We start from the raw sequence: 20,205 nt of genomic DNA on the forward strand, positions 1-20,205 counted from the left end.
CGCTCACTCACACAGTCGCCCCGCGCAGATCCCGGAGAGCCTCGTGTTGAACGACGAGTACCCGGCCCACCGGGACGCCGACGACCCCCGCCGTGTCGTGAACGGACAGTCCGTCGATCACTCTCAGCAGCATGATCTCCCGAGCAACGGGGTGTAGGCGCTGCAGGAGCTGCGATACCTCCCGAGGTGCGTCGACAATGCCGAATTCGGCGTCGGCGCGCGCACGGTTCACCGTCCCGGCCATCCGTCGATACACCTCGCGCACCGGAAACTCGTGAGCAGCAAGCGAAGATACGTCGCGGGCGACGACGAGCAACGCCTCCTGCGCCACCTCGCCGACCCGACGCGATGCCTCACGACCGTTCCCCAACCTGGCACGGCAGTACCGCACCACGTACGGCCACAGCAACGTGGTCAACCGTTCGACGCCGGCACGATCCCCTGATGTAGCGGCAGTTGCCGCGGAACGCACATCGTCACCGAACATACGTCCATCCTCCGATACGTCCGACGACGACACATCAGGGATTATCCCCATCTCGAGATGCGTAGAAGTCCCTATAATTCGGGCTTGCGTCGCAGGTTCTTCACGTGTCCGCGTTGCTTCTTGGCCTCGAGCCTGCGCCGATGGGAGCCCTTGGTCGCGGTTGTCGGACGCCGCCGGCGGGGTTCGGCCAAGAGTGCCGCCCGCAACAGGGCCGACATCCGAGCCCGTGCCGCTCGGCGGTTTCGCAACTGAGACCGAGTGTCGGAGGCAGTCACCGTCACCACCCCGTCGACGAGTCGGTGCCCCAGACCGATCTGCAATCGCTCGTACTGCTCCGCCGTGAGAATCGACAACGCACGCACGTCGATCGACAGCTCCACCCGCGAATCCGTCGTATTGACGCCCTGCCCACCGGGACCCCCCGAGCGAGAGAACCGCCACTGCAACTCTACGGCAGGAACGATCAGCGATCGAGTGATCTCGAGGTCGTCGGTGACGTCACTCCCTGGAAGTGCCCGGGGTCCGTCGCTCATGATCACAGTGTGCCCGAGGGGACGACAACGCACACATCCCAGAACCCGCGCACGAGTGCCGGTAGCGGCACACCGACGTAACAGAGAAGCCCCGAGCCGCGATATCCCCCGGACTTCCAATATCTCCGAAGGACCGAATGACTCACGTTCCACCACCCGTATCCGCGACCCGGCGGAAGTGGCCATGGATCACCGGCGCGATCGTCGCGGTGATCGCCGCGATCACCTTCCTCAGTCCGACCGAGGACGACCACTCGGCCGGCGCCGCGGCGGTATCCGCCTCCGAAACTTCGGTAGCGTCGCCGACCACGACTGCACCGGCCTCCCCGCAGGCGGCGCTGCCGTCGGATCCTGATCTGTCCGCCGTCGAACCCCGGATGGTCGACGGAACTCGAGCGAGCGATGCGCTTCGCCTGCTCGATACCCTGGCGATCAAGGGCCGCGCCCCGAAAACGGGTTACGACCGCGAACTCTTCGGACAGTCGTGGACGGACGACGTGACGGTGGAGGGCGGCCACAACGGTTGCGACACACGCAACGACATCCTCCGGCGCGACCTTCGGAACATCGTATTCAAACCCGGATCCCGCGACTGTGCGGTGCAGAGCGGGACCTTGCACGACCCGTACACCGGGAACACCCTCTTCTTCGTGCGTGGCGAGACCACCTCGAGCGCCGTGCAGATCGACCACGTCGTCGCGCTCTCCGACGCGTGGCAGAAGGGCGCCCAGCAGCTCGACACCGCCACACGTCGCAACTTCGCGAACGACCCCCGGAACCTCAGAGCGGTCGACGGACCCACCAACCAGCAGAAGTCCGATGGCGACGCCGCGACGTGGCTGCCGCCGAACCGAGGTTTCCGCTGCACGTACGTGGCCGACCAGGTGGAAGTCAAAGCGGCCTACGGGCTGTGGGTCACCCAGGCGGAGCACGACGCGATAGCGCGGGTCCTCCAAGATTGCGGCGGAACCTCTCCCGTCGTCGCGCCGACTCCAGCGACTGTGCCAGCCCCCGCACCCGCCCCTGCGCCAGCCCCCGCCCCTGTGCCGGCTCCAGCGCCCGTCCCCTTCGCCGAACCCGCACCCCCCAGCGCGGTGTATTACAAGAACTGCTCGGCGGCCCGGGCCGCGGGCGCCGCTCCGGTGCGCACGGGTGACCCCGGCTATGCGTCACACCTCGATCGTGACGGCGACGGCGTCGGCTGCGAGAACTGACCCGAAATACGCCTGCGACCCGAGCCTGACGAGGCACGCGTCCACGGCACCCGTTATCGTGAAGTGGCCTGCAGGGACGTCGGGTACCTGTAGATCTGTTGTACATGTCAGAAAGATGAGATCGGCATGACCGCTGCACCCGACGAAGTCGGCACCCCCTCTCCCCCGACGGCCCCCGCCGCGCTGACCAGGCCTGCTCTGTCGGCTCGTGAGGTGGAAGTCCTGCGCCACTGGTTGCGCAGCGATTCCAAGCTAGCCGTCGCCGGTGACCTGCACATCGCTCTCGGCACGGTCAACACGCACCTGAGCCGCATCCGCGAGAAGTACGCGCTGGTGGGGCGTGACGCGACCACCAAGACGGCGTTGCTGGTCCGGGCGCTTCAGGACGACATCATCACCATCGCCGAACTCTGAGGCCTACGCCCTCCGCAGAGCGTCCCGATTGATCTCACCGACCGAGGTGAGGCCGCTCAGCCCCAGCGTGAGGTCGAATTCGGCGATCACGTTCGCGGTGGCGTCGCGGACGCCGTCCCGGCCTGCGAGGGCCAGACCGTAGAGGTGTGGCCGGCCCAGGGTGACCGCGTCCGCCCCCAGAGCCAACGACTTGAAGACGTCGGCCCCCGTACGGATACCGCTGTCGAGGAGCACCGTCATCCTGCCGTCCACAACAGGCGCGATGTCTGCGAGAGCGTCGAGCGCCGAGACGCTGCCGTCCACCTGCCGCCCACCGTGATTGGACACCACGATGCCGTCGACACCCGTGTCCAGAGCGCGCCGGGCGTCGTCCGGATGAAGCACACCCTTGAGGAGGACGGGAAGGCTGGTCCGCTCACGCAGCGTCTCGATGTCGCTCCAGCTCAACGACGGCCGAGAGTAGATGTCGAGGAAGGTCTCGACGGCCGCACGGGGCTCCGGTGATCGGAGATTGTCGAGGAACCGGCCCGGGAATCGCCGGGTCATCGACACGAGGGATCGGATCGCGCCGAGTGTCACCTCGACGTCGGGCTTGGCCGCTGCCGCCGCGATTCGATCACGCACGATGCGGCGGAATACGGGGTCCGAGGTGTACTGCGCGATGCCTTGCCCCTGCGCGAACGGAAGCGAACCGAGATTGAGGTCCTCCGGCCGCCAGCCGAGCATCGTCGTGTCCAGGGTGACCACCACAGCATCCGCCCCGATCTTCTCGGCACGGTGCAGAAGGCTGTCGACCAGCTCGTCGTCGGTGCTCCAGTACAACTGGAACCAGCGGGGCGCATCACCCATCACCGCGGCGCTGTCTTCCATGGGCGCGCAGCCCTGGTTCGAGAAGATGTACGGGACACCCAGTTCGGCCGCCGCCGCCGCGATCGCGACGTCACCCTCGGAGTGCGCCAGTTCCGCGGCGCCCACCGGTGCCAGCAGGACCGGTGCGGGTAGCCGTCGTCCGAACACTTCGACGCCGATGTCGCGGCGGGAGACGTCACGCAGCACGCGCGGAACGATCTGCCATGAGTCGAACGCCTCACGGTTGGCCTGCATGGTCCGGCCCAGCCCGGCGCCGCCGTGAACGTACGCCCAGGCCTTGGGACTCATCTTCCTGCGGGCACGGCGTTCGAGCGTCGCGAAGTCCGTCGGGACAGTGGGTGTGCGTCCCAGAACACCGTCACGGTAGATCACGTTCTGGCGGGCCCGGCCCGGGTTGTCCTGGTTCTCGCTCACAGCCATGCGCCGAGTCTTGCACAGAGCACGAGGGCGCAGAGTCGATCGGACGCGTATGTTCAGTACCGGCACCACCTCCTGCAGACCTGTCTCACCACAGCACTGCCGCGTCCACCACCACCGACGTTCCAGGAGTCCGAGATGCCCGATCGACAGTCCCTCACCGGCGCACCCTGTTGGATCGACCTCACCAGTTCCGACCCCGCACAGGTCATTCCGTAGCGGTCCACCTCACCCTTCATACGAATCGCCTCGATCATCTTCTGGTTCTCCGCACTGCCTCGTATGAGCGCGTAATGCCCCTCACGGCGAAGATCCGCGCCCACGCCCGGCGGCGCGGGAGCGCGTGGCCGACGGAATCTCCTCGCCTTCGGAAGAAAGTGCCGCCCGTACACCGGAGTCGGCCCTCTCCCAGATTGTGGGCACCGCGGTCACCCCGCTCATGCGGTACGCCCCCGGCGGCACGGAACGGGTGGTGATCCCGGAACGGCCACGGCGGAGACCGGACGGTGTTTCTGATCAACGATCCCACCTCACTCCACGAGGCCGTGATCGAGACCCCCGACGTTCCACCGGGCGGATCCATCCGAACCAATCAGGACGGCACCGCATCAATCCTCGACGCCACCGGCAACGAAGTCTCACAGATGGCCGCGCCCTGGGGTTACGACGCGAACGGACACCCGATCCCCACCCACTATGTGGTCCGCGACGGGCAACTGATCCAGCAGGTGCACGCCGACGCAGACACCGCATACCCCATCCTCACCGACCCGCCACCGACCGGCGAACGGCAAGACGTGGCGGCGAGCAAAAGTAGGTTTGGCAAGACGCGGAGTACATCCGATTCCGACACCGAAGGCGGGTACCCGCAGCGGGCGTTGGACAACCTCAACCGCGACCCCCATGCCACGGAAGCCGAAGAGGCCGACATTCCCCTACCCTTCGACGGTGCTGCCGCCGTGCAACACGACGGAAACGGCCAAATCGACCTTGGAATGGCCTCATCCTCTGACTCCGCTGCGAGTGATGCCGAGCCGAACCCCACGCCGCCAGGAAATGCGGCAACGTCGGCGGCGGCAGGGCTTGCCATGGCCTCAGCGGGTACAGCAGAAACCGGAGTAGGGATACCAGTTGCCGTGGCCCTGGGAATTCTGGCGGCCGGTGCACTCATTTACGGAATGGCCGCCGACCGGGGAGACGGCCGCGACGAACTCGGGCACTACGCGGATGGAAATCCCGGTATCAGCGGTAAAGCAGAGGAGCAAGCGGCGCTTGACCGTTACGAAGACCAGACTGGCCTGAGTGTGGAACGACAACAAGTACGAGCAACAACTCCCGACCGCCCCAGCGGTCGCTACTATGACGGCCTCGTCGAGAAGGCGGATGGAACATACGTAGGGATAGAAGTGAAAAGTGGAACCGCCACCAAGAGTAGGAGCCAACGAAGCTTCGACGAATCTGTCAGTGCCGACTATCCAGCTACGGCGAGGATCGGCGACCAAATCATCAAGATCACCGAAGTCCTCGAGATACCTGGGTGAGCAATGCGACCGACACACTTATTGACCTATAGCGGCAGTTTCCAGACCGCATTCTCGGCAGACAATGGGCCCGAGGACTTTCTTCGGCCGTTGCGTCGACTCAATGGAGAGGAGCGCTTTTCGCTCAATCTCATGAAAATCCCCAGGGGGAAGTGGCTCGAGGACTTGTCTGAGGCGGAGAGACGAGAGATGGCGGAAACCTATCTGCAGTGCGCCGGATCCGCAAACGCATTGTCCATCGAACTCCGTCAGAAGGCCGCTGGGGCATATCACCTGTATACGGTGGGACGCCCGGGGGTGCGGCGAGGTAAACCGGGTGTCGCGATACCGTTCCAGCACGGCAACCGCACTCTTCAGGTGTATCCGGATGAGGTGTTCGTCGCCGAGGAAGCTGCCGAAATTTTCCATCGATACTTCAAGACCGGTGAGGTCGACACCCGCTACCTATTGCGGGAGATCGACCTGAACGCGTTCTATCGTGAACTCGAATCCGATTCTGACCCACCTGACGGCCTGTAATCAGTGAGGAAGTAGACGTGGTGCCCGGCGACGAACATGGCGTTGTCTACGCGGGTGATGGCATCGGCAAGCGAGAACAGGCATGCCAGCGCGATCGCCATCGTGCCGACCTTCAGGACTGGCGATGCCGCCCCATGGAACGATTCGAACACCAGCAGGCCGGCAGCGGTCACCGCCACGATGGTCGGCAAGGTGTACAGCAGCATGTAGGCGATGACCTGCCATCCTCCGTACTGCTCGAGTGTTTGTCCTGCCGCGCGGGAAGGCTCGGACAGCCAGAAGAGTGCCAATCCGAAGACGACGATCGCGGCATAGATGAAGGGTTGCGGGTCGAGCCGCGCTCTACTCGTCGGCTCCGTGGTCCAGGTGTCGTCTTCGCTTCCAGTGCCCAGACGATGACAACACCGAGCATTGCTCCACTGGCGAGCATCGCGAAGCAATGCGTGACCTGGCGGATCAACGACAGATCGGTCAGATGCGGTGCGATCCAGCTCTGGAAGTAGGGGTCGCGGGTTACGGCGGCGAAGCCCCAAAGGACCAACATGACGGTCCGGCGTCGTTCGAGGAGCGGGTCGCGGATGAACAGTAGCCGCAGGATTTTCATAGGGCCAACAGCACCAAGCACAGCGGCATCGCGGCCGACAAGATCACGCAAGCCGACCAACACACGAGCGCTGCCTGCTGCCATCGCCGGGCCACGACACGCGAACGCGCGGTGTGATGACGTTCGAGGGCCCTCGCGCGGGACTCGGACAGAACCGCGCGCGCGGGTGCCATGAGCAGCAGAAGCACGCACCCCGCCATCACATACAGGGACCACGGCAACATCTCCAACATGCCGGTGATGGTGCCGTGCGGGTTCTCCGCTTCAAATAATGCCTGTTCTGAGCGTTGCGCAGTGAGGCGGTGCGCTGTCATCCCCGTGTGACGGCATCCGCGGTAGCTATGAGATCAACGCCGGATTACACTGTTAACAGGCGTTAGGAGAATATCTCATGACCGTTGCAGACGATCGACGCGCACGGGCCGCAGCCGAGCAGTACACGCGCGGTGCACTCTCGTTCGAGGACGCGCTGACCCGCACCGTCGGGCACCCCATCGAGCGCGCCACCGTCGCCTGCGCACTCGAGTACCTCGCTTCCCTCGGCGCGCTGCAACCGCAGGGAGCGCTCTCACAGCACGACAGCGACCTGCTCGACGACGCCGGCTTCACCGATGACGGCGAACGCGCCAGCCTCGCCGTTGCCCTGGGCCGGGCGCAGACCATGACCGACCTCCGGCGCACCGCGCTCACTGCCTCCGACGTCGCTGATCTGCTGAAGGTGAAGGCTCCGCGGGTGCGCCAACTCACCTCCATCGAACGCAAACTCTGGGTTCTCGACGACATCGACAAGCGGGGACGCCTGTACCCGAAGGCGCAATTCACCGACACCGGAATGGTTCCGTACCTCGACCACATCCTGCCCCGGCTCCCCAGAACCCTGCACCCCCTGACCGTGCACGCGGTGCTGACAGTGTCGCGCGAAGACCTCACAGTCGACGGACACCCTGCATCGGTCGTCGAGTTCCTCACCTCGGCCGCAACGGAAAAGGACCTACCCGACGTGCTCGAGGTCGTCGAACGCGCGACGAGTCTCGGATAGTGGCCACCACCACCCCGCCCCGGATCGAAGACTTACGCACCGCAGGAATCCTCGCCGACGAACTGGTCACCATCCCCGCTGCCACACATCGTCTCTGGCGCATCCACGCCACCGACGGCACCCACGTTCTGCCGTGGAACGGCTTCCGCACACACGGTCCGCTTCTGCGCTTCGATCACCACCCACGACCGCGGGGGGACCACCCCGACTACGGCATCTGGTACGGAGCCAGTAGCCCGCGCGGCGCATTCGCCGAGGTCTTTCAAGGGACCCCAGTGATCGATCGGACCGACCGTGTCCCGTACCTGTCCGCGTTCACCCTCGATCGAACGCTGACACTGTTGGATCTCGGAGGATTCGCCGGCGGCACCTGGCCGACCCGACTCGGATGCAACCACTCCCTCGACTCGGGCCCACACACCCAGTCCCAGGCGTGGGCTCGCTCGATCCACCGCGCCCACCCTCACCTCGACGGGATCGCATACCGCGGAAAATTCGCCGGTGAACTGTGCGTGGCGCTGTTCGAACCAGCAGCGGACGCCTTCCCCACCAACCCGGCACTCTCTCTGCCACTGTCCCATATCGGTCTCGCACGCCGAATCGACAGCGCTGCAGTCGCGCTGGGCTATCACGTCGTCTGAGCGAGGAGGGTGGGATCGCCTGGCCGCGGGGTGATCATCGTCGAGGGCAGTAGTCGCCGTCGATGTCACCGGCAGAAGGATGCGCACCTCGAGAGCCACCTCGTCATCGCTGCACAACCCAGATATCCACGTGCGCAGTGCTTCAGGTCGGCAATCCACACGGCCGACGTCGCTTATCACACCGTCTTCGACCATCGCGATCTGAGCGAAGTCACGGTGCACATCCATGCCGATATATCGGACCACCACAGCCACCTCCAACCAGTCTCGAGGATTCGAGGAAAGGGTGGGCAATCGACACCTACGAATTCGCGCTCGCAGCGCAGCCGGACAAGTCGCAAGGGCGGCCATGTACTAACACGGGCTCGCGGCCCATCGAACAAGAACGGCCTGCCCATACCGATTCCTCACAGATGCCCCAGTTCCGGACGGTCTCACCGTACGACCGGGAAAACACACCCCGGCCAGCCGGCCGAACTACGCGAGGCACCTATTAAATTTCATGTCAGATACGAATGCCATCGAGCGCCTCAATGCCCGGTACCGGCGGGCGATCCGGGCACGCGGGCACTTCCCGACGGGCCAATCGGCGCTCAAGTGTCTGTATCTCGCGACCCGAGCACTTGGACCCGACAGGGAAAGGCAGAGCACGAGGGGCAGTGAGATGGAAGCCGGCACTGAACTCATTCGCGATCACGTTCGAAGGCCGGCTCACCCCGAGCGAGAACTAAACCGATGTGCCAGATCCAGATCCACCGAATAACTGATAGTCCCGTCCGAGGTCGGGGACCGGGGTGTGCACACGCACAGCCTCGTGCTCGGGTCGATGGAACCACGCACCTTCCACGGCGTCCTGCCGTCCGTGACGATCGTGGGTGACAGAAAACACGAGTCGAGGGCGGAATCATGACGTCAGTTGCAGGCAAGGTTGTTCTCATCACCGGTGGCGCGTCCGGTATCGGCCTCGAGACTGGACGTCGACTCGCCGGCCTCGGTGCTCACGTCGTGCTCGTCGACCGTACCGAGGTGCCGGCGCCGGTTGTGGCGAGTCTCGACACGTCACGCAACGGACGTCACCTGTCCATCGGCGCCGACGTTACCGACACGGAGTCACTCGAGCGCGCCGTGTCCACGGTGCTCGCCGAGTACGGCTGCCTTGATGTCGTGGTCGCCAACGCCGGTATCGCGGAGGCGGGAACGGTCGCCATCAGCGACGTGGAGACGCTCGCGAGAATCGTGGACGTCAATCTCATCGGCGTCATCCGCACGGTTCATGCGACGCTCTCCGCGGTGACGGCTCAACGCGGCTTCTTCCTGCTGGTCTCCTCGGCGGCCGCCCTGAAGAACGTTCCGGGTCAATCCGCCTATGCCGCTGCCAAGACGGGTGTGGAGGCGTTCGGTGGGGGGCTTCGCCTCGAGGTCGCGCACAAGGGTGTCGGTGTGGGGGTGGCTCATCCAGCCTTCGTTCGCACACCCATGTTCGACTCGCAGCACAGCATCGACGCGGTGCGCGCGGGCATCGAGAAACTTCCCTGGCCGTTCGACGTGGTCACCGAGCTCGGCGACTGCGCCGATGCCTTCGTCGATGCCATCGTAAAGCGGCGTCGAAAGGTGTACGTGCCCGGCGCACTTCGGGCCGTCGACACAGTACGGGGTATATTCACCGGTCGTCTGTGGGACGCGATTCTTCGACCGAAGGTGAAGAAGACCGTTCCCGCGTTAGAGCGCGGGATCCTGGAGAGTCGCGCGAGTGGTACGCTCCCGCGTCAATAGCCACCACGCCAACACCAGATCGGTGGTCCTGTCGATGTCGAGACCGGTGAGGTCGCCAAACCTAGCGACACGGTTGCGGACGGTGTTGCGATGTACGAACAACACTGCGGCCGTGTCGTCTACGCGGCGGTCGTTGTCCAGGTACGTCGCCACGGTGTCCATGATCTCGCGGCCAACGGCTCCACGCTCCACCAGAGCGGTCAGGTGCGCGGTCGCGAGGTGATCCGCGGCGTCCTCCCCCAGCGCCAGCAGGGGGAGGGGCCCGAGCGCGGCCAGGTCGAGGACGCCTGTCTTCCCGAATGTCGTGGCGAGTTCGAGTGCACGGTGCGCCTGACGGTGCGACGAACGTGCCTCGGCTGCCGGCCGGGCGTCACCGATCCCGACGGGTACGGCGGCGTCGCATCGGTCAGGAACCGCGGGGAGCAGTGCCACGAGGTGGCGGTCGATGACCGCGTCGATGACCGCCAACTCATGTGTGCTGCTGCGGATCCGCAGCATAGCGCGAACGTCGGACACGACGGACGAATCATCCCACGCGACGCACGCCACATGGTACGGGTGGTCGAGCACGATACCGTGTTCGCGCGCATCCGCGTCGAGTGACGCAGGAACGTAGGAGCCCTCGACCAGTTGACGGATGAGGTCGGCGCGGCGCGCGGCGCCGGACACTGCCCGCTCCTGCATGACGGTGTTCACGGCGGCGGAGTACGAGGTCGCCCACTCCCACATCATGTCCTGCATGTCGTCGACGGCGTGACTCGTCAACCCCTGCTCGGCAGCGTTGTGCCGAATAACCTTGAACAACTCGCGCGCACCGAGTTGGATGCTGTGGGCGATCAGTTCCAGGGGAATCTTCTGATCGGCCCACCGTCGGACGAGATCGCTGACATCGTGCTCGTTCACGGCGGGAGAGTCACTGCGTACCCGCCGCACCACGATGTCGAGCACCGCGCGGGTGTTCCGCTGGACCTCGTCCCGGGCGACCGAGTCGTACACGGGGATGTTCCTACGGTACAGCTCGGTCAAGTCGGCTGCCACGGTGTCCATCTGGGCGTCACTGTCCGAGATGAGCGACGCGATCCGCGCAGCGATCTCACGTTCGCGCGGTACCGTACTGTCCTCCTCGGTCATCGGCTCCGCCTCTCCTGTGTCACGAGCATCGCGCATCCGGGCGTTACGCATCCGGCGTTCGTACTTCCAGGCCCGCGAGTCGGCGAATCTCGGGTGCGGCGGCGCGGCTGCGCGCGGTGAAGGCACGTGTGGGCAGGAATGAGCGCAGAGCGAGCAGTATCCGACCCGACCGCGGGTACACCATGCGCGAGGATCGCTCCTCGAGTGCGCGGACGAAGTGCGGGACGATCTTCTCGATCGGTGTCACCGCTCCGAACGGACCTGGCAGGGCGTCGAGCAGGGCCGCGAAGGCCGGTTGCGCCATCTTGCCGGTAACCAACGCCGTGTCGATCCAACCGGGATGGAATGACCCGACTCGCACGCCCGTTCCACTCAGTTCAAGGCGCAGCGAGTTCGCGAACGCCTCGAGGCCTGCCTTCGCCGCGGCGTACGCGGCGTGGCCGGGTTGGTGGGCGAACGACGCCCAGGAGCAGGTGAACGCGACATAGCCGCCCGACTCGAGGACCGCGGGCAGTGCTGCCCTGACGATGTTGTGCGCACCGATCAGATTGATGTCGATGATGCGCTTCCATGCCCCGTCCGGAAGAAGATCGATGGGCCCGTACTCCGAGACGCCGGCATTCGCCCAAACGATGTCGATTGCTCCCCGCTCGACGAGAATCGACTCGACCACTCGCTCGCATGCATCGGCGTCTCGAACGTCAAGCACATGTGTGGTGCACGGACCCGTCATCGTAGCGGCAACTCGGGCCAGCCCCACTGCGTCCACGTCGAGGAGCACCACCACGGCGCCGCGGCGCGAGCACTCCACTGCGGTGGCGGATCCGATTCCGCCTGCGGCACCGGTGACGACGATGACCGATCCGGCCAGCGGGGAGGAACTCATGTGCCGACTCTCTTCGAGAACGTGGAGGGGAGATCGATGACAGCGAGCGCCGATTCGGTGATGCTGCCCAGAACGAGGTGCGGCCCGCGGCGCACCACGCTGGTGACCATGGAGTACTCGGGCGACGAGGTCTGCAGATCGTGCACGACGGCGCCCTGGCCGTCCACCGCGATGACCCACGTTGTGGACGCGCCGGAGCGCACGCGCTCCGGCAGCGAGTAGGCGAGCCTGCGCAGGACACCGGGGAGCGGTGCCACGCGATCGAACAGAGCGCTGCGCGGCGTCGCCATCGCCACCCACGTCAGGTCGCCGTCGACGGACATGTTGTCGGGGAAGCCCGGAAGGTTGTCGACCAGCACACGCGGTGTGCCGACGGCACCGTCGGCCAGCGGATACGTCATGACGCGAAAGTCTCCGGTCTCGCAGACAATCAGCAAATCCTCGGCGTCGGACACGGTCAGTCCGTTCGCGAACTGGATCCCCTGGTGCAACACCCGAGCGCTGCGATCCGGCTCGAGCACCACGATGCGTCCCGTCCCGGAGTGTTCGAGGAGATCCCCGAGGAAGTCGTGAAAACCGAAGCGGCGCGTCGACACCGTGAAGTAGACACGACCCGACGCGGCGCGAACGACGTTCGACGCGAACGTGATCGGCTCACCGTCGAGCGAGTCGAGCAGGACGTCGACCGCACCGGTGTCAAGATCGACCCGGAGCAGACCACGTTCGCTGTCGCACACCAACAGGGTCGCGTCGTCCACGACCGTCATGCCGAGGGGTCGTCCGCCCGTGTCTGCGAGCGTCTCGACCGTGGCGTCGCCGTCGGTGATGGTGACGCGAAGAATCCGGCCGTCCTCCACCCCCGTGACGATGCGGCCGAGCGAGTCCACTCGGACGTCCTCCGGTCCGCGCCCAGGAAGCTCGATGCGTCGGATACCTCTGACTGGGTCCGCGCTCGCCGTCTCGCGCGCACGAGGAGTGGCCCGGGGCGGCGTCCACCGGACGGGGTGCAGTCGCGGCGGCAACTTCTCGGCCTGCCCGGCAGCCGCCGACGGCCAGGCCCGGCCCGTGATCACCGCGGCGACAGCACCCGCCGAACTCCACGGTGCGCCGTGCCCCTCGTGTCGGAGCGGAAACGCATCGATTTCCGGACCCGCCGCACACCGTGCCATCGCGACAGGATCGACACGACGGTCGTCGAGTCCGTAGACCAGCTCGATCGGACATGTCAGTGCCACGAGACGGTCGGCGAGATCGCTCTCCTCCAGGTAGTGGTCGATCGCCGTCGTGGACGACCGGAATCGCCCGATACCCGTCTCGGCCAGGTCGCGCACCGCGAAGTCCGGTACCGGCCCACCTGGTGCGAATGCGGACCTCAGACCACGCCGTAAGGAACGGGCGGGCAGCGCTTTCCACACCGCGGCGCCCAATGCAGGCACACGCAGGATCGCCTCCGACAGCTCGCGCGCGGTGAGCCTGCTCGCCACGGTAGGGGGCGTCGACACCAGCACGAGGCGGTTCACGAGCGCCGGGAACTGTTCCGCGAGGGACGTCGCGACCAGTCCGCCGCGCGAGTGGCCGACGACCGTCGCCGATGTATGGCCCGCGGAGCGCATCGCACGCGCGACGTCGAGTGCGTCCTGCTCGATCGACACGGCGCCGCTCACTCGGGGTGTGAGCACCGACCCCGGGAGGAGCGGGCGGACACGGTCCCACGTCGAGGGAGAGCCACCAAGACCGTGAAGGAGAACGACGGCGTCGGAACTCATCGCGCCACTGCCCGTATCCGGGTCGTGTGGCGACTGCGATCGAATCGCATCGCTCTGCTGCGATACCCGAGAATGCTGCCGGGCCACAGATTGCTGTTGCGTCCGGCCGGATCGAGGTACCAACTCGAACATCCGCCGCTCGTCCATACCGTTCCGTCGGTGAGATCGTCGATCTTGTCGGCGTACTGCGCCTGAGCCGTCACAGTGGGTTCGACCGAACCACCGGTGCGTAGTGCATGAGCCATCACCCGTTCGATGTAGTGGATCTGCGACTCGAACATCAGGATGACGGACGTGTGTCCCAGCGCGATGTTAGGTCCGTGCATGAGATAAAGATTGGGGAAATTGGCCACCATCGTGCCGAGGTAGGCGCGCGGGCTGTCTCCCCACCCATCCGCCATCGACCGGCCTCGACCGTCGAACACCCTATCGGTTAACGGAAGTCGGCTGGTCTCGAAACCGGTGCCGAAGATGATCGCGTCCACCTCGTGCGCGGTGCCGTTCGCATCGACGACGCCGCGGGGGGTGACCCGGGAGACACCAACGGTCTCGACGTTCACGTTGGGCTGCGCCAGTGCCGGGTAGTACTCATCGGACAGCAGGATACGCTTGCAGCCCATGCGGTAGTTCGGGGTGAGCTTGTCCCTGAGCTCGGGGTCGCGCACCGCGTGGTGTAGTTGCGCGCGCCCTTCCTTCTCCCCGATGGCCATCAGGAACGGGTGCCGGAACGCGAGCAGCTTGATCTCGCGTTCAGCGTAAATGAGTGCTCGCAGCGCTCGCTGATAACCGGGGATCGTCCGCAGCAACGCACGCCTGGTCGAGGAGATCGGCTTGTCCTCGCGCGGCATCACCCATGGAGCGGTGCGCTGGAACACTGTCAGCGAGCCGACGATCGGCTGGATCTTCGGCACAAACTGGATAGCGGAGGCTCCGGTTCCGACGACCGCAACACGTCGGCCGGACAGGTCAGTCTCGTGATCCCACTGCGACGAGTGGAACATCACTCCCTCGAAGGACTCGATACCGTCGACGGCGGGGAGCGTGGGATCAGCGAGCGATCCGGTAGCAAGGACCACGTGATCGGCGGTGGACGTCCCCCGTGCCGTCTCGAGAGTCCAGCGCGCCGTCGAGGGGTCCCATGTCATGGACGTCACCGCACACTCCGCGCGCAGACGGGGCAGCAGACCGTTCTCGCGGGCGACACGCTCGAGGTACTCACGAATCTCGGCCTGTCGCGCGAACGTGTGTCGCCACCGGTGGCTCGGCGCGAACGAGAACGAGTACAGCAGGCTCTGGACGTCGCACGCCGCCCCCGGGTAGTCGTTGTCGCGCCACACTCCGCCCAGAGTCGCGGCGCGTTCGAAGATGACCACACTGCCCTCGTGGAGCTTCGAGAGGCGCACTGCTGCACCGATTCCGGCGAAGCCCGATCCGACGATCGCCAGCACGTGGTGATCGGGGCTCGCGGTCGTCTGGGCAGTCACCATGGTCGTCTCGCGATCTGTGAGTTCGGGTTTCGGGAGAACGCCGACCATGCCGTGACACTGGTCGGGAGTTCGGTCGGGAGGGCGAACGAGCCGCCCAGGGCCAGAATATCCTTCGGCGGAACGGAGGTGCCGGATCCAGACGTCACACGCACCGACACCAACGCCGACGCGTGGTTGACGTCGCCGCGGTGAAATGCCTGCTCGAAGTACAGGTTCTTGCTGTCGACTCCCAACAGGACCGTCCGCACTCGGTAGGCCTGACCTACGGTGAGCGGGCGCGTGTACGTGATGGTCTGGGCGGTGACGACCGGACTCCATCCGCGGGCCCTGAACTGGCGCCACAGGCCCGTTCTCGCGTAGTACGAGATCCGAGCCGCGTCGAGGACGGACAGGTAGCGGCCGTTCGTCATATGCATCAGGATGTCCAGATCGAACACGAGTACGCGGAACCGCGACACGAGTGGATCACCGACTCGGGCAGAGCGCCGCAGCGTCACCATTCGGAGTAGCCAGCGGATCGTCATGATCACCGAAATCACCCGCTCTCGTGCCTCACTGCCGCGATTCGGCAGTCAGTTCATCGTCCGCGTGAGTCGACGCCATCGGAATGGCTGCCGTGACATGCCAGCGACGGGCGCTCTGTGCATGCGCACAGGCGCGGGTAGGTCAGAGGCCGGGCAGGATGGATGGGCAGGCCGGAGGCCGGTCGGGACACAGCATAGTTTCGGCAGATCCCAGGTCTCGGAGCCGGCGCATCACGCCGAGGCGGACCATGTCGGATTCGCACGACACCGGTACATCGCGCGGAACCGGTTTCCGGACAATCCGGCCTTGGCGTGTCCCCCTTGAGTAGGTCCGGGTTGTTCTAGAGTCCTGATTGCCCTGGTGAGGGCGAAGAAGGGACGATAGGGATCATGGCGGGACGCAAACGTCACTCGGCGGAGGACAACGTTCGCAAGCTGCGACGAGCCGACGAGTTGGCCGCGGAAGGCAAGAACGGCGAAGAGATCGCCGCCGCACTCGAGGTGTCGGCGGCCACGCTGTACAACTGGCGTCGCCAGTACTCCGGTATGGACGCCGACCCCGCGAAGGAACTCAAAGAGCTACGGGAGCAGAACAGCCGGCTCAAGCGGTTGCTCGCCGATGCCGAGTTGGAGAAGGACGCGCTGCGGGAGATCGCCAAGGACGCTCCTATAGATGTCAAGTGGCGAGTGCTCGATAGTCCCGCCGGAGTGCGGTGAACACTTCTCGGGCGAGGTAGCGCTTCTGGCATCTGATGATCTCGGGCATGGATTTGCCTTCTGACGTGCGGCGTTGAGCGTAGCTGCGGGCGCTCTCGTGGTATCGCAGGCGTACGACGACAGCGGTGTGGGGGGCTTGGTTGGCACGGCGATCGCCGCCGCGGTGTAGTCGATGCCGATTTGTCTTTCCTGACGATGCAGGGATGGGTGCCACGCCGCAGAGGTGAGCAAAGGAGGACTCCGACCGTAGCCGCTGCGGGTTGTCTCCGACGGTGACGAGCAATGCCGCTGCAGTTGAGTTCTTTTGCTTCCCAGCGTAGTTCGCGTGTCCGTCTCGCCAGTAACCGTAACGCGACGCTCGTGGCGTTGGTCGGATCTGCCAATGCGGCGGTGTCGGGTTCGAGCGCGATGCAGGCTTCGAGGAGAGCTGTCGTGCTGTGTCCGCGTAGGTGTGTGCGCAGTGTTTCCGGCGCGGTGACGAGCATCGAGCGGATGGCGTTCATCGAGGCGGTTGCGGCTTTGACCGCGCTGGATCGGGCGACCCGCAGCGCACGGATTGCTTCGATGGGTCCGTCACCGTTTTTGGGTTCTGAGAGCTGGTGTCGGGCCAGAACGGCACGTGCTGCCGCTTCGGCGTCGATAGGGTCGCTCTTGCCTTTGCTTCGGCGTAGTTTGCGATTCGGTCGGGGTACTTCGACGACGGCAATATCGTGGTGACGTAGATGTCGGGTGATGCCGGCGCCATAGGAGGAGGTGCCTTCGACGCCGACTGCGATCGGGTCACCGTGGTCGCGGACCCATGCGACCAGGTCGTCATATCCCAATGTGGTGGTGTTAAATTGACGGTTTGCGAGCAGGATTCCGGTGTCGGTGAGGATGGCTGCATGGTGGGTGTCGGCGTGGGTGTCGATACCGCAGTAGACGCGTGGTGGCGTTGGGACCATTGTCACGTAGTGCCTTTCCTCTGATGCGGGGGACGCGACGTTCGGACGGGCCAGTGACGGGCCGAGTGGGGCGGCAGACTCCTATGAGGTCACGGACATCGCGTACTCCGCTTTTTTCTGTTGTGGTGGCCCGCTGGCGTTCGGGTCGACGGGTCCTTCGAAAGGCACTTCGGTGGCCAGGAAAATTCTGGGTCAGACCGTCTCGCCGGCGGGTTGGTTCGATTATCTCTGGAAAATTCTGAGCCCGACCGCCAAACGCGCCGCGATCACCCTGCTCACCGGCACCATGCAGATGTCGGAGCGGTTCGCGTGCAAGGTCGTTGGGCTCTCCCGATCCTCCTACCGGCGGCTGCTGTTGGCGCAGACACCGGACGACCCGGATGCCGATCTGCGCGCAGAGCTACGCGGGTATTCCCGCAAGCATCCGCGGCATGGGCTCCGACGGGCGTGGGCGTGGCTGCGCTACGACCAGGGCGCCCTGGTGAACAAGAAGAAGGTTCACCGCCTGTGGAAGGAGGAAGGACTGCAAGTCCGGCGTGCCCCACGCCGCAAACGTGCCGGCCACTCCTCCGTTCCGATCGTCGACGCGGATGCTCCGCATGTTGTGTGGGCAGTGGATTTCCAGTTCGACTCGACCGTCGACGGCAAGACGGTGAAGATCGCGTCAATGGTCGACGAGCACACCCGGATGTCGATGCTGAACATCGTGGACCGCTCGATCACCGCCGACCGATTGATCGAGGGCTTGGAGAAGGCGTTCGCGATGTGGGGTGGTCCGCCGCTGGTATTGCGCATGGACAATGGGCCCGAGTTCATCTCCGAGGCACTGCGGGCCTTCTGCGCTGGGTCGGTGAGGGTGGTGTAGTCGGCGACGATCTCACCGACGGCAGTCCCGGCGATATCCTTCGTCCGGGCCACGAGGACTCGGGTGCCCACGGCCATCCGGGAGCACACCCCGGTCGCACCTGATCCCCGGCCCCCCGAACGCATGAAAGAGCATTCCGTGTCGGCGTGGTCAAGCGCACCTGGTCGGTGATGCGAGTCCGCCCCTGCGCCCGCCGGGTGTTGTCCACCCACCTTCGGCGTTCGCGTTACGCGGGAAATCAGTCTTCCGATACGAATCCGCGAACCACAACGATCTCCCGTTGTGAAGCAGGCACGTTGGTGTACGGAACGGATTTCGATCCGACCGACGTGCAGTAGCCCCACGACGACGGTCCTCGCGGGTCTCTCCGGGAGACCGACCCGCAGTCCGCACGCAGACATCAGACCAGAGGCGTCCTGTCGTCAGTCCACGGCACGATACTGCGCGGCGATCTCACCCGTCTCTCGGGCGAGCCAGGTCAACTCCCCCACCAGATCCCCGACCGTCATCAGATCCGCCCACCGGCACTGCGGCCCGCGAACACACACCAACGCCACATCGTTCTCCGCCAACGCCTGCCACAGCTGTTCTACCGCGGACGACACCATGGGCCCATTCAACCCCAGCTCCACACCGAACGGGTGGACCACAACCACATCGGATATCGACAGCGCGTTACGGCGTGGGCAGCGATAACCGGTCAGCGAACCCCCATGCGCATCAGCCCCCATGCGGCTGTCGCGCGTGCGGGTTCCCCAAGGATTCCACCCGTCGTCGACGCCGATCCACTCGCCCAATCAGCGGCCACCCGCCCACCCCGATGGCCGATGGCCGATGCCAGACGGCCATCGCTGCAGACCCACCGGATGAGCCGTCGTGACCCCACCACTGTGCGGCGGTGTCCCCCGCAGATCTTCTCTCTCGCGCGACGCTCGGCGTCCAGACGCACACTCGGGCCTTTCGCGGGCGGTGGGTTACGTTCCTTCGACCAGCTTGCCCTCGACGCGCCGCGAAACCAGCGGCTCGGCGCCGAGTCTGCGGTCGATGTGACCTGGGTGATCGCCGCGGCGAGGGAACTTTCGAACGCCGCCCGGGCATGGGTAGCACAGCGACTCACCGGACCCTCCTCGTAAAGTCGGGCGATCGCCACTGGTGGTGTGAACCGGCCGCCCATCCGGTCGTGCCCGCTGATCCCTCGGAGCCGGCCCTCCCACCACCGTCGCACCGCCTGCTCCTGGGCGATCGATGCGGGTACTTCGATGTCGACGATGTGTACATCGGTGTAGTCGTGCTCGCCGAGCTGGGCCATGAGGATGTCCCCGAGCGGACCCCATTGCAGGGTGCCTTCGATGACGACGTTCTCGCGTCGTTGCAGGCGCACCTCGCGGACGTCGTCGATGACTTCGGTGGATTCGGCGTGGACCAGGGCCGCGAGTTCCCGGGGGGCTATCGGGTGCGTATCGGCGAGCGTCGTCGACAGCAGATCCGCTTAGTGACCGTCCGCGATGGCGCGGCGCAGGAGTTCGTCCTTGACGATGTCCGCGTCCAGATATCGGGAGCTGGTATCGACCAGGTGACGTTCCCGCAGCGCCGTCGACTTACCGGCCCCCGGTGGGCCCGCGGAAATTATGGCGGCGCAGCGCCCGTCGCGGTCGGGCTCGGCGAGGTCGAGGTACCACTCGATGACCTCATGCAGGGTCCGGTCCCGCCGGCGATCATCCGCGTACAGGTCGAGGGTGCTCCGGCCGCTGTTCGGGTGCAGCGGCCGCCCGTGTTGACCCAGGTGCACCAGTTGTCGAGAAACAATGTCGCGCAGTGGTTCTCGGGTCACGC

At 65.4% G+C, this 20,205-nt stretch carries 22 protein-coding genes and 3 pseudogenes; 10 read left to right on the forward strand and 15 right to left on the reverse strand.

Annotated features, from left to right (window positions below; all coding sequences use genetic code 11):
• Window positions 1-7 precede the first annotated feature (7 nt).
• Both R4P95_RS17715 and arfB read right to left on the reverse strand, forming a co-directional pair.
• Complete coding sequence (locus tag R4P95_RS17715; protein ID WP_213576407.1) at window positions 8-487, reverse strand: sigma factor-like helix-turn-helix DNA-binding protein; 480 nt, start codon at window positions 485-487, stop codon at window positions 8-10.
• A 71-nt stretch (window positions 488-558) separates the two neighbouring features.
• The gene (gene arfB, locus R4P95_RS17720; protein ID WP_317745752.1) at window positions 559-1,020 is read right to left on the reverse strand and encodes an alternative ribosome rescue aminoacyl-tRNA hydrolase ArfB; all 462 of its coding nucleotides are present in this window, start codon (window positions 1,018-1,020) and stop codon (window positions 559-561) included.
• 137 nt (window positions 1,021-1,157) lie between these two features.
• Here arfB and R4P95_RS17725 point away from each other — a divergent pair, with 137 nt between their 5' ends.
• The gene (locus R4P95_RS17725) at window positions 1,158-2,234 is read left to right on the forward strand and encodes a DUF1524 domain-containing protein (protein WP_317745751.1); all 1,077 of its coding nucleotides are present in this window, start codon (window positions 1,158-1,160) and stop codon (window positions 2,232-2,234) included.
• Window positions 2,235-2,360: 126 nt separating this feature from the next.
• A complete protein-coding gene (locus R4P95_RS17730) occupies window positions 2,361-2,648 on the forward strand; it encodes a LuxR C-terminal-related transcriptional regulator (protein WP_201453408.1) in 288 nt (95 codons plus the stop codon).
• Window positions 2,649-2,651: 3 nt separating this feature from the next.
• On the opposite strand, the gene R4P95_RS17735 is transcribed toward R4P95_RS17730, so the two are convergent.
• Window positions 2,652-3,938 (reverse strand): lactate 2-monooxygenase, encoded by a 1,287-nt coding sequence (locus R4P95_RS17735; protein WP_317745750.1) that lies wholly within the window; start codon window positions 3,936-3,938, stop codon window positions 2,652-2,654.
• 503 nt (window positions 3,939-4,441) lie between these two features.
• Here R4P95_RS17735 and R4P95_RS17740 point away from each other — a divergent pair.
• Both R4P95_RS17740 and R4P95_RS17745 read left to right on the forward strand, forming a co-directional pair.
• Window positions 4,442-5,476: a hypothetical protein gene (locus R4P95_RS17740; protein WP_317745749.1), complete on the forward strand. Its 1,035-nt coding sequence runs from the start codon at window positions 4,442-4,444 to the stop codon at window positions 5,474-5,476.
• 189 nt (window positions 5,477-5,665) lie between these two features.
• The gene (locus R4P95_RS17745; protein ID WP_213576402.1) at window positions 5,666-5,995 is read left to right on the forward strand and encodes a hypothetical protein; all 330 of its coding nucleotides are present in this window, start codon (window positions 5,666-5,668) and stop codon (window positions 5,993-5,995) included.
• On the opposite strand, the gene R4P95_RS17750 is transcribed toward R4P95_RS17745, so the two are convergent.
• A complete protein-coding gene (locus R4P95_RS17750; protein ID WP_317745748.1) occupies window positions 5,950-6,435 on the reverse strand; it encodes a hypothetical protein in 486 nt (161 codons plus the stop codon). The two genes, R4P95_RS17745 and R4P95_RS17750, sit on opposite strands and share 46 nt — an antisense overlap.
• A gap of 160 nt (window positions 6,436-6,595) precedes the next feature.
• Entirely contained in the window at window positions 6,596-6,832 is a 237-nt protein-coding gene (locus R4P95_RS17755; protein WP_317745747.1) for a hypothetical protein, read from the reverse strand.
• 158 nt (window positions 6,833-6,990) lie between these two features.
• On the opposite strand from R4P95_RS17755, the gene R4P95_RS17760 reads away from it, so the two are divergent.
• The 4 genes and pseudogenes from R4P95_RS17760 to R4P95_RS17775 all read left to right on the forward strand — a co-directional run bounded on the left by R4P95_RS17760 (window position 6,991) and on the right by R4P95_RS17775 (window position 10,052).
• The gene (locus R4P95_RS17760; RefSeq protein ID WP_213576400.1) at window positions 6,991-7,638 is read left to right on the forward strand and encodes a hypothetical protein; all 648 of its coding nucleotides are present in this window, start codon (window positions 6,991-6,993) and stop codon (window positions 7,636-7,638) included.
• Window positions 7,638-8,279, forward strand: a complete 642-nt coding sequence (locus tag R4P95_RS17765) for an RES family NAD+ phosphorylase (RefSeq protein WP_317745746.1) — start codon at window positions 7,638-7,640, stop codon at window positions 8,277-8,279. Before R4P95_RS17760 ends, R4P95_RS17765 begins: the two co-directional genes overlap by 1 nt.
• Before the next feature lie 508 nt (window positions 8,280-8,787).
• Window positions 8,788-9,010: pseudogene (locus R4P95_RS17770) on the forward strand (transposase); the annotation flags it as partial.
• Window positions 9,011-9,185: 175 nt separating this feature from the next.
• Window positions 9,186-10,052 (forward strand): short-chain dehydrogenase/reductase, encoded by an 867-nt coding sequence (locus R4P95_RS17775; RefSeq protein WP_317745745.1) that lies wholly within the window; start codon window positions 9,186-9,188, stop codon window positions 10,050-10,052.
• Here the strand turns inward: R4P95_RS17775 and R4P95_RS17780 are convergent.
• The 5 genes from R4P95_RS17780 to R4P95_RS17800 are packed head-to-tail and all read right to left on the reverse strand — an operon-like array spanning window position 9,999 to window position 15,846.
• Window positions 9,999-11,183: a helix-turn-helix domain-containing protein gene (locus R4P95_RS17780; RefSeq protein ID WP_317745744.1), complete on the reverse strand. Its 1,185-nt coding sequence runs from the start codon at window positions 11,181-11,183 to the stop codon at window positions 9,999-10,001. The genes R4P95_RS17775 and R4P95_RS17780 overlap by 54 nt on opposite strands.
• A 43-nt stretch (window positions 11,184-11,226) precedes the next feature.
• Window positions 11,227-12,069, reverse strand: coding sequence for an SDR family NAD(P)-dependent oxidoreductase (locus R4P95_RS17785; RefSeq protein WP_317745743.1), 843 nt, complete (start codon window positions 12,067-12,069; stop codon window positions 11,227-11,229).
• Window positions 12,066-13,835, reverse strand: coding sequence for an alpha/beta fold hydrolase (locus tag R4P95_RS17790; RefSeq protein WP_317745742.1), 1,770 nt, complete (start codon window positions 13,833-13,835; stop codon window positions 12,066-12,068). Before R4P95_RS17790 ends, R4P95_RS17785 begins: the two co-directional genes overlap by 4 nt.
• A complete protein-coding gene (locus R4P95_RS17795) occupies window positions 13,832-15,370 on the reverse strand; it encodes an NAD(P)/FAD-dependent oxidoreductase (protein ID WP_317745741.1) in 1,539 nt (512 codons plus the stop codon). Before R4P95_RS17795 ends, R4P95_RS17790 begins: the two co-directional genes overlap by 4 nt.
• Window positions 15,316-15,846, reverse strand: coding sequence for a thioesterase family protein (locus tag R4P95_RS17800; protein WP_317746094.1), 531 nt, complete (start codon window positions 15,844-15,846; stop codon window positions 15,316-15,318). The genes R4P95_RS17795 and R4P95_RS17800 overlap by 55 nt, the downstream gene beginning before the upstream one ends.
• Before the next feature lie 390 nt (window positions 15,847-16,236).
• Here R4P95_RS17800 and R4P95_RS17805 point away from each other — a divergent pair.
• Window positions 16,237-16,506, forward strand: a pseudogene (locus tag R4P95_RS17805) (transposase); the annotation flags it as partial.
• Window positions 16,507-16,522: 16 nt separating this feature from the next.
• Here the strand turns inward: R4P95_RS17805 and R4P95_RS17810 are convergent.
• Both R4P95_RS17810 and R4P95_RS17815 read right to left on the reverse strand, forming a co-directional pair.
• Window positions 16,523-16,846 carry a transposase gene (locus tag R4P95_RS17810; RefSeq protein ID WP_397517723.1) on the reverse strand — a complete coding sequence of 108 codons (324 nt, stop codon included), beginning with the start codon at window positions 16,844-16,846 and terminating at the stop codon, window positions 16,523-16,525.
• Window positions 16,847-17,099: 253 nt separating this feature from the next.
• Window positions 17,100-17,507 (reverse strand): annotated as a pseudogene (locus R4P95_RS17815) (IS110 family transposase); the annotation flags it as partial.
• Window positions 17,508-17,679: 172 nt separating this feature from the next.
• On the opposite strand from R4P95_RS17815, the gene R4P95_RS17820 reads away from it, so the two are divergent.
• Window positions 17,680-18,372, forward strand: a complete 693-nt coding sequence (locus tag R4P95_RS17820; RefSeq protein ID WP_317745740.1) for a DDE-type integrase/transposase/recombinase — start codon at window positions 17,680-17,682, stop codon at window positions 18,370-18,372.
• 422 nt (window positions 18,373-18,794) lie between these two features.
• Here R4P95_RS17820 and R4P95_RS17825 read toward each other — a convergent pair whose 3' ends face one another.
• The 3 genes from R4P95_RS17825 to R4P95_RS17835 all read right to left on the reverse strand — a co-directional run bounded on the left by R4P95_RS17825 (window position 18,795) and on the right by R4P95_RS17835 (window position 20,203).
• Entirely contained in the window at window positions 18,795-18,980 is a 186-nt protein-coding gene (locus R4P95_RS17825; protein WP_213576392.1) for a hypothetical protein, read from the reverse strand.
• A gap of 92 nt (window positions 18,981-19,072) precedes the next feature.
• Window positions 19,073-19,855: a zeta toxin family protein gene (locus tag R4P95_RS17830; RefSeq protein WP_397517734.1), complete on the reverse strand. Its 783-nt coding sequence runs from the start codon at window positions 19,853-19,855 to the stop codon at window positions 19,073-19,075.
• Between the two features lie 6 nt (window positions 19,856-19,861).
• On the reverse strand, window positions 19,862-20,203 hold the full coding sequence (locus R4P95_RS17835; RefSeq protein WP_317745738.1) for a hypothetical protein: 342 nt from the start codon (window positions 20,201-20,203) through the stop codon (window positions 19,862-19,864).
• Window positions 20,204-20,205 lie beyond the last annotated feature (2 nt).

The sequence above is a fragment of the Rhodococcus sp. IEGM 27 genome (assembly GCF_033142305.1).
GTDB classification, from domain to species: domain Bacteria; phylum Actinomycetota; class Actinomycetes; order Mycobacteriales; family Mycobacteriaceae; genus Rhodococcus_F; species Rhodococcus_F oxybenzonivorans.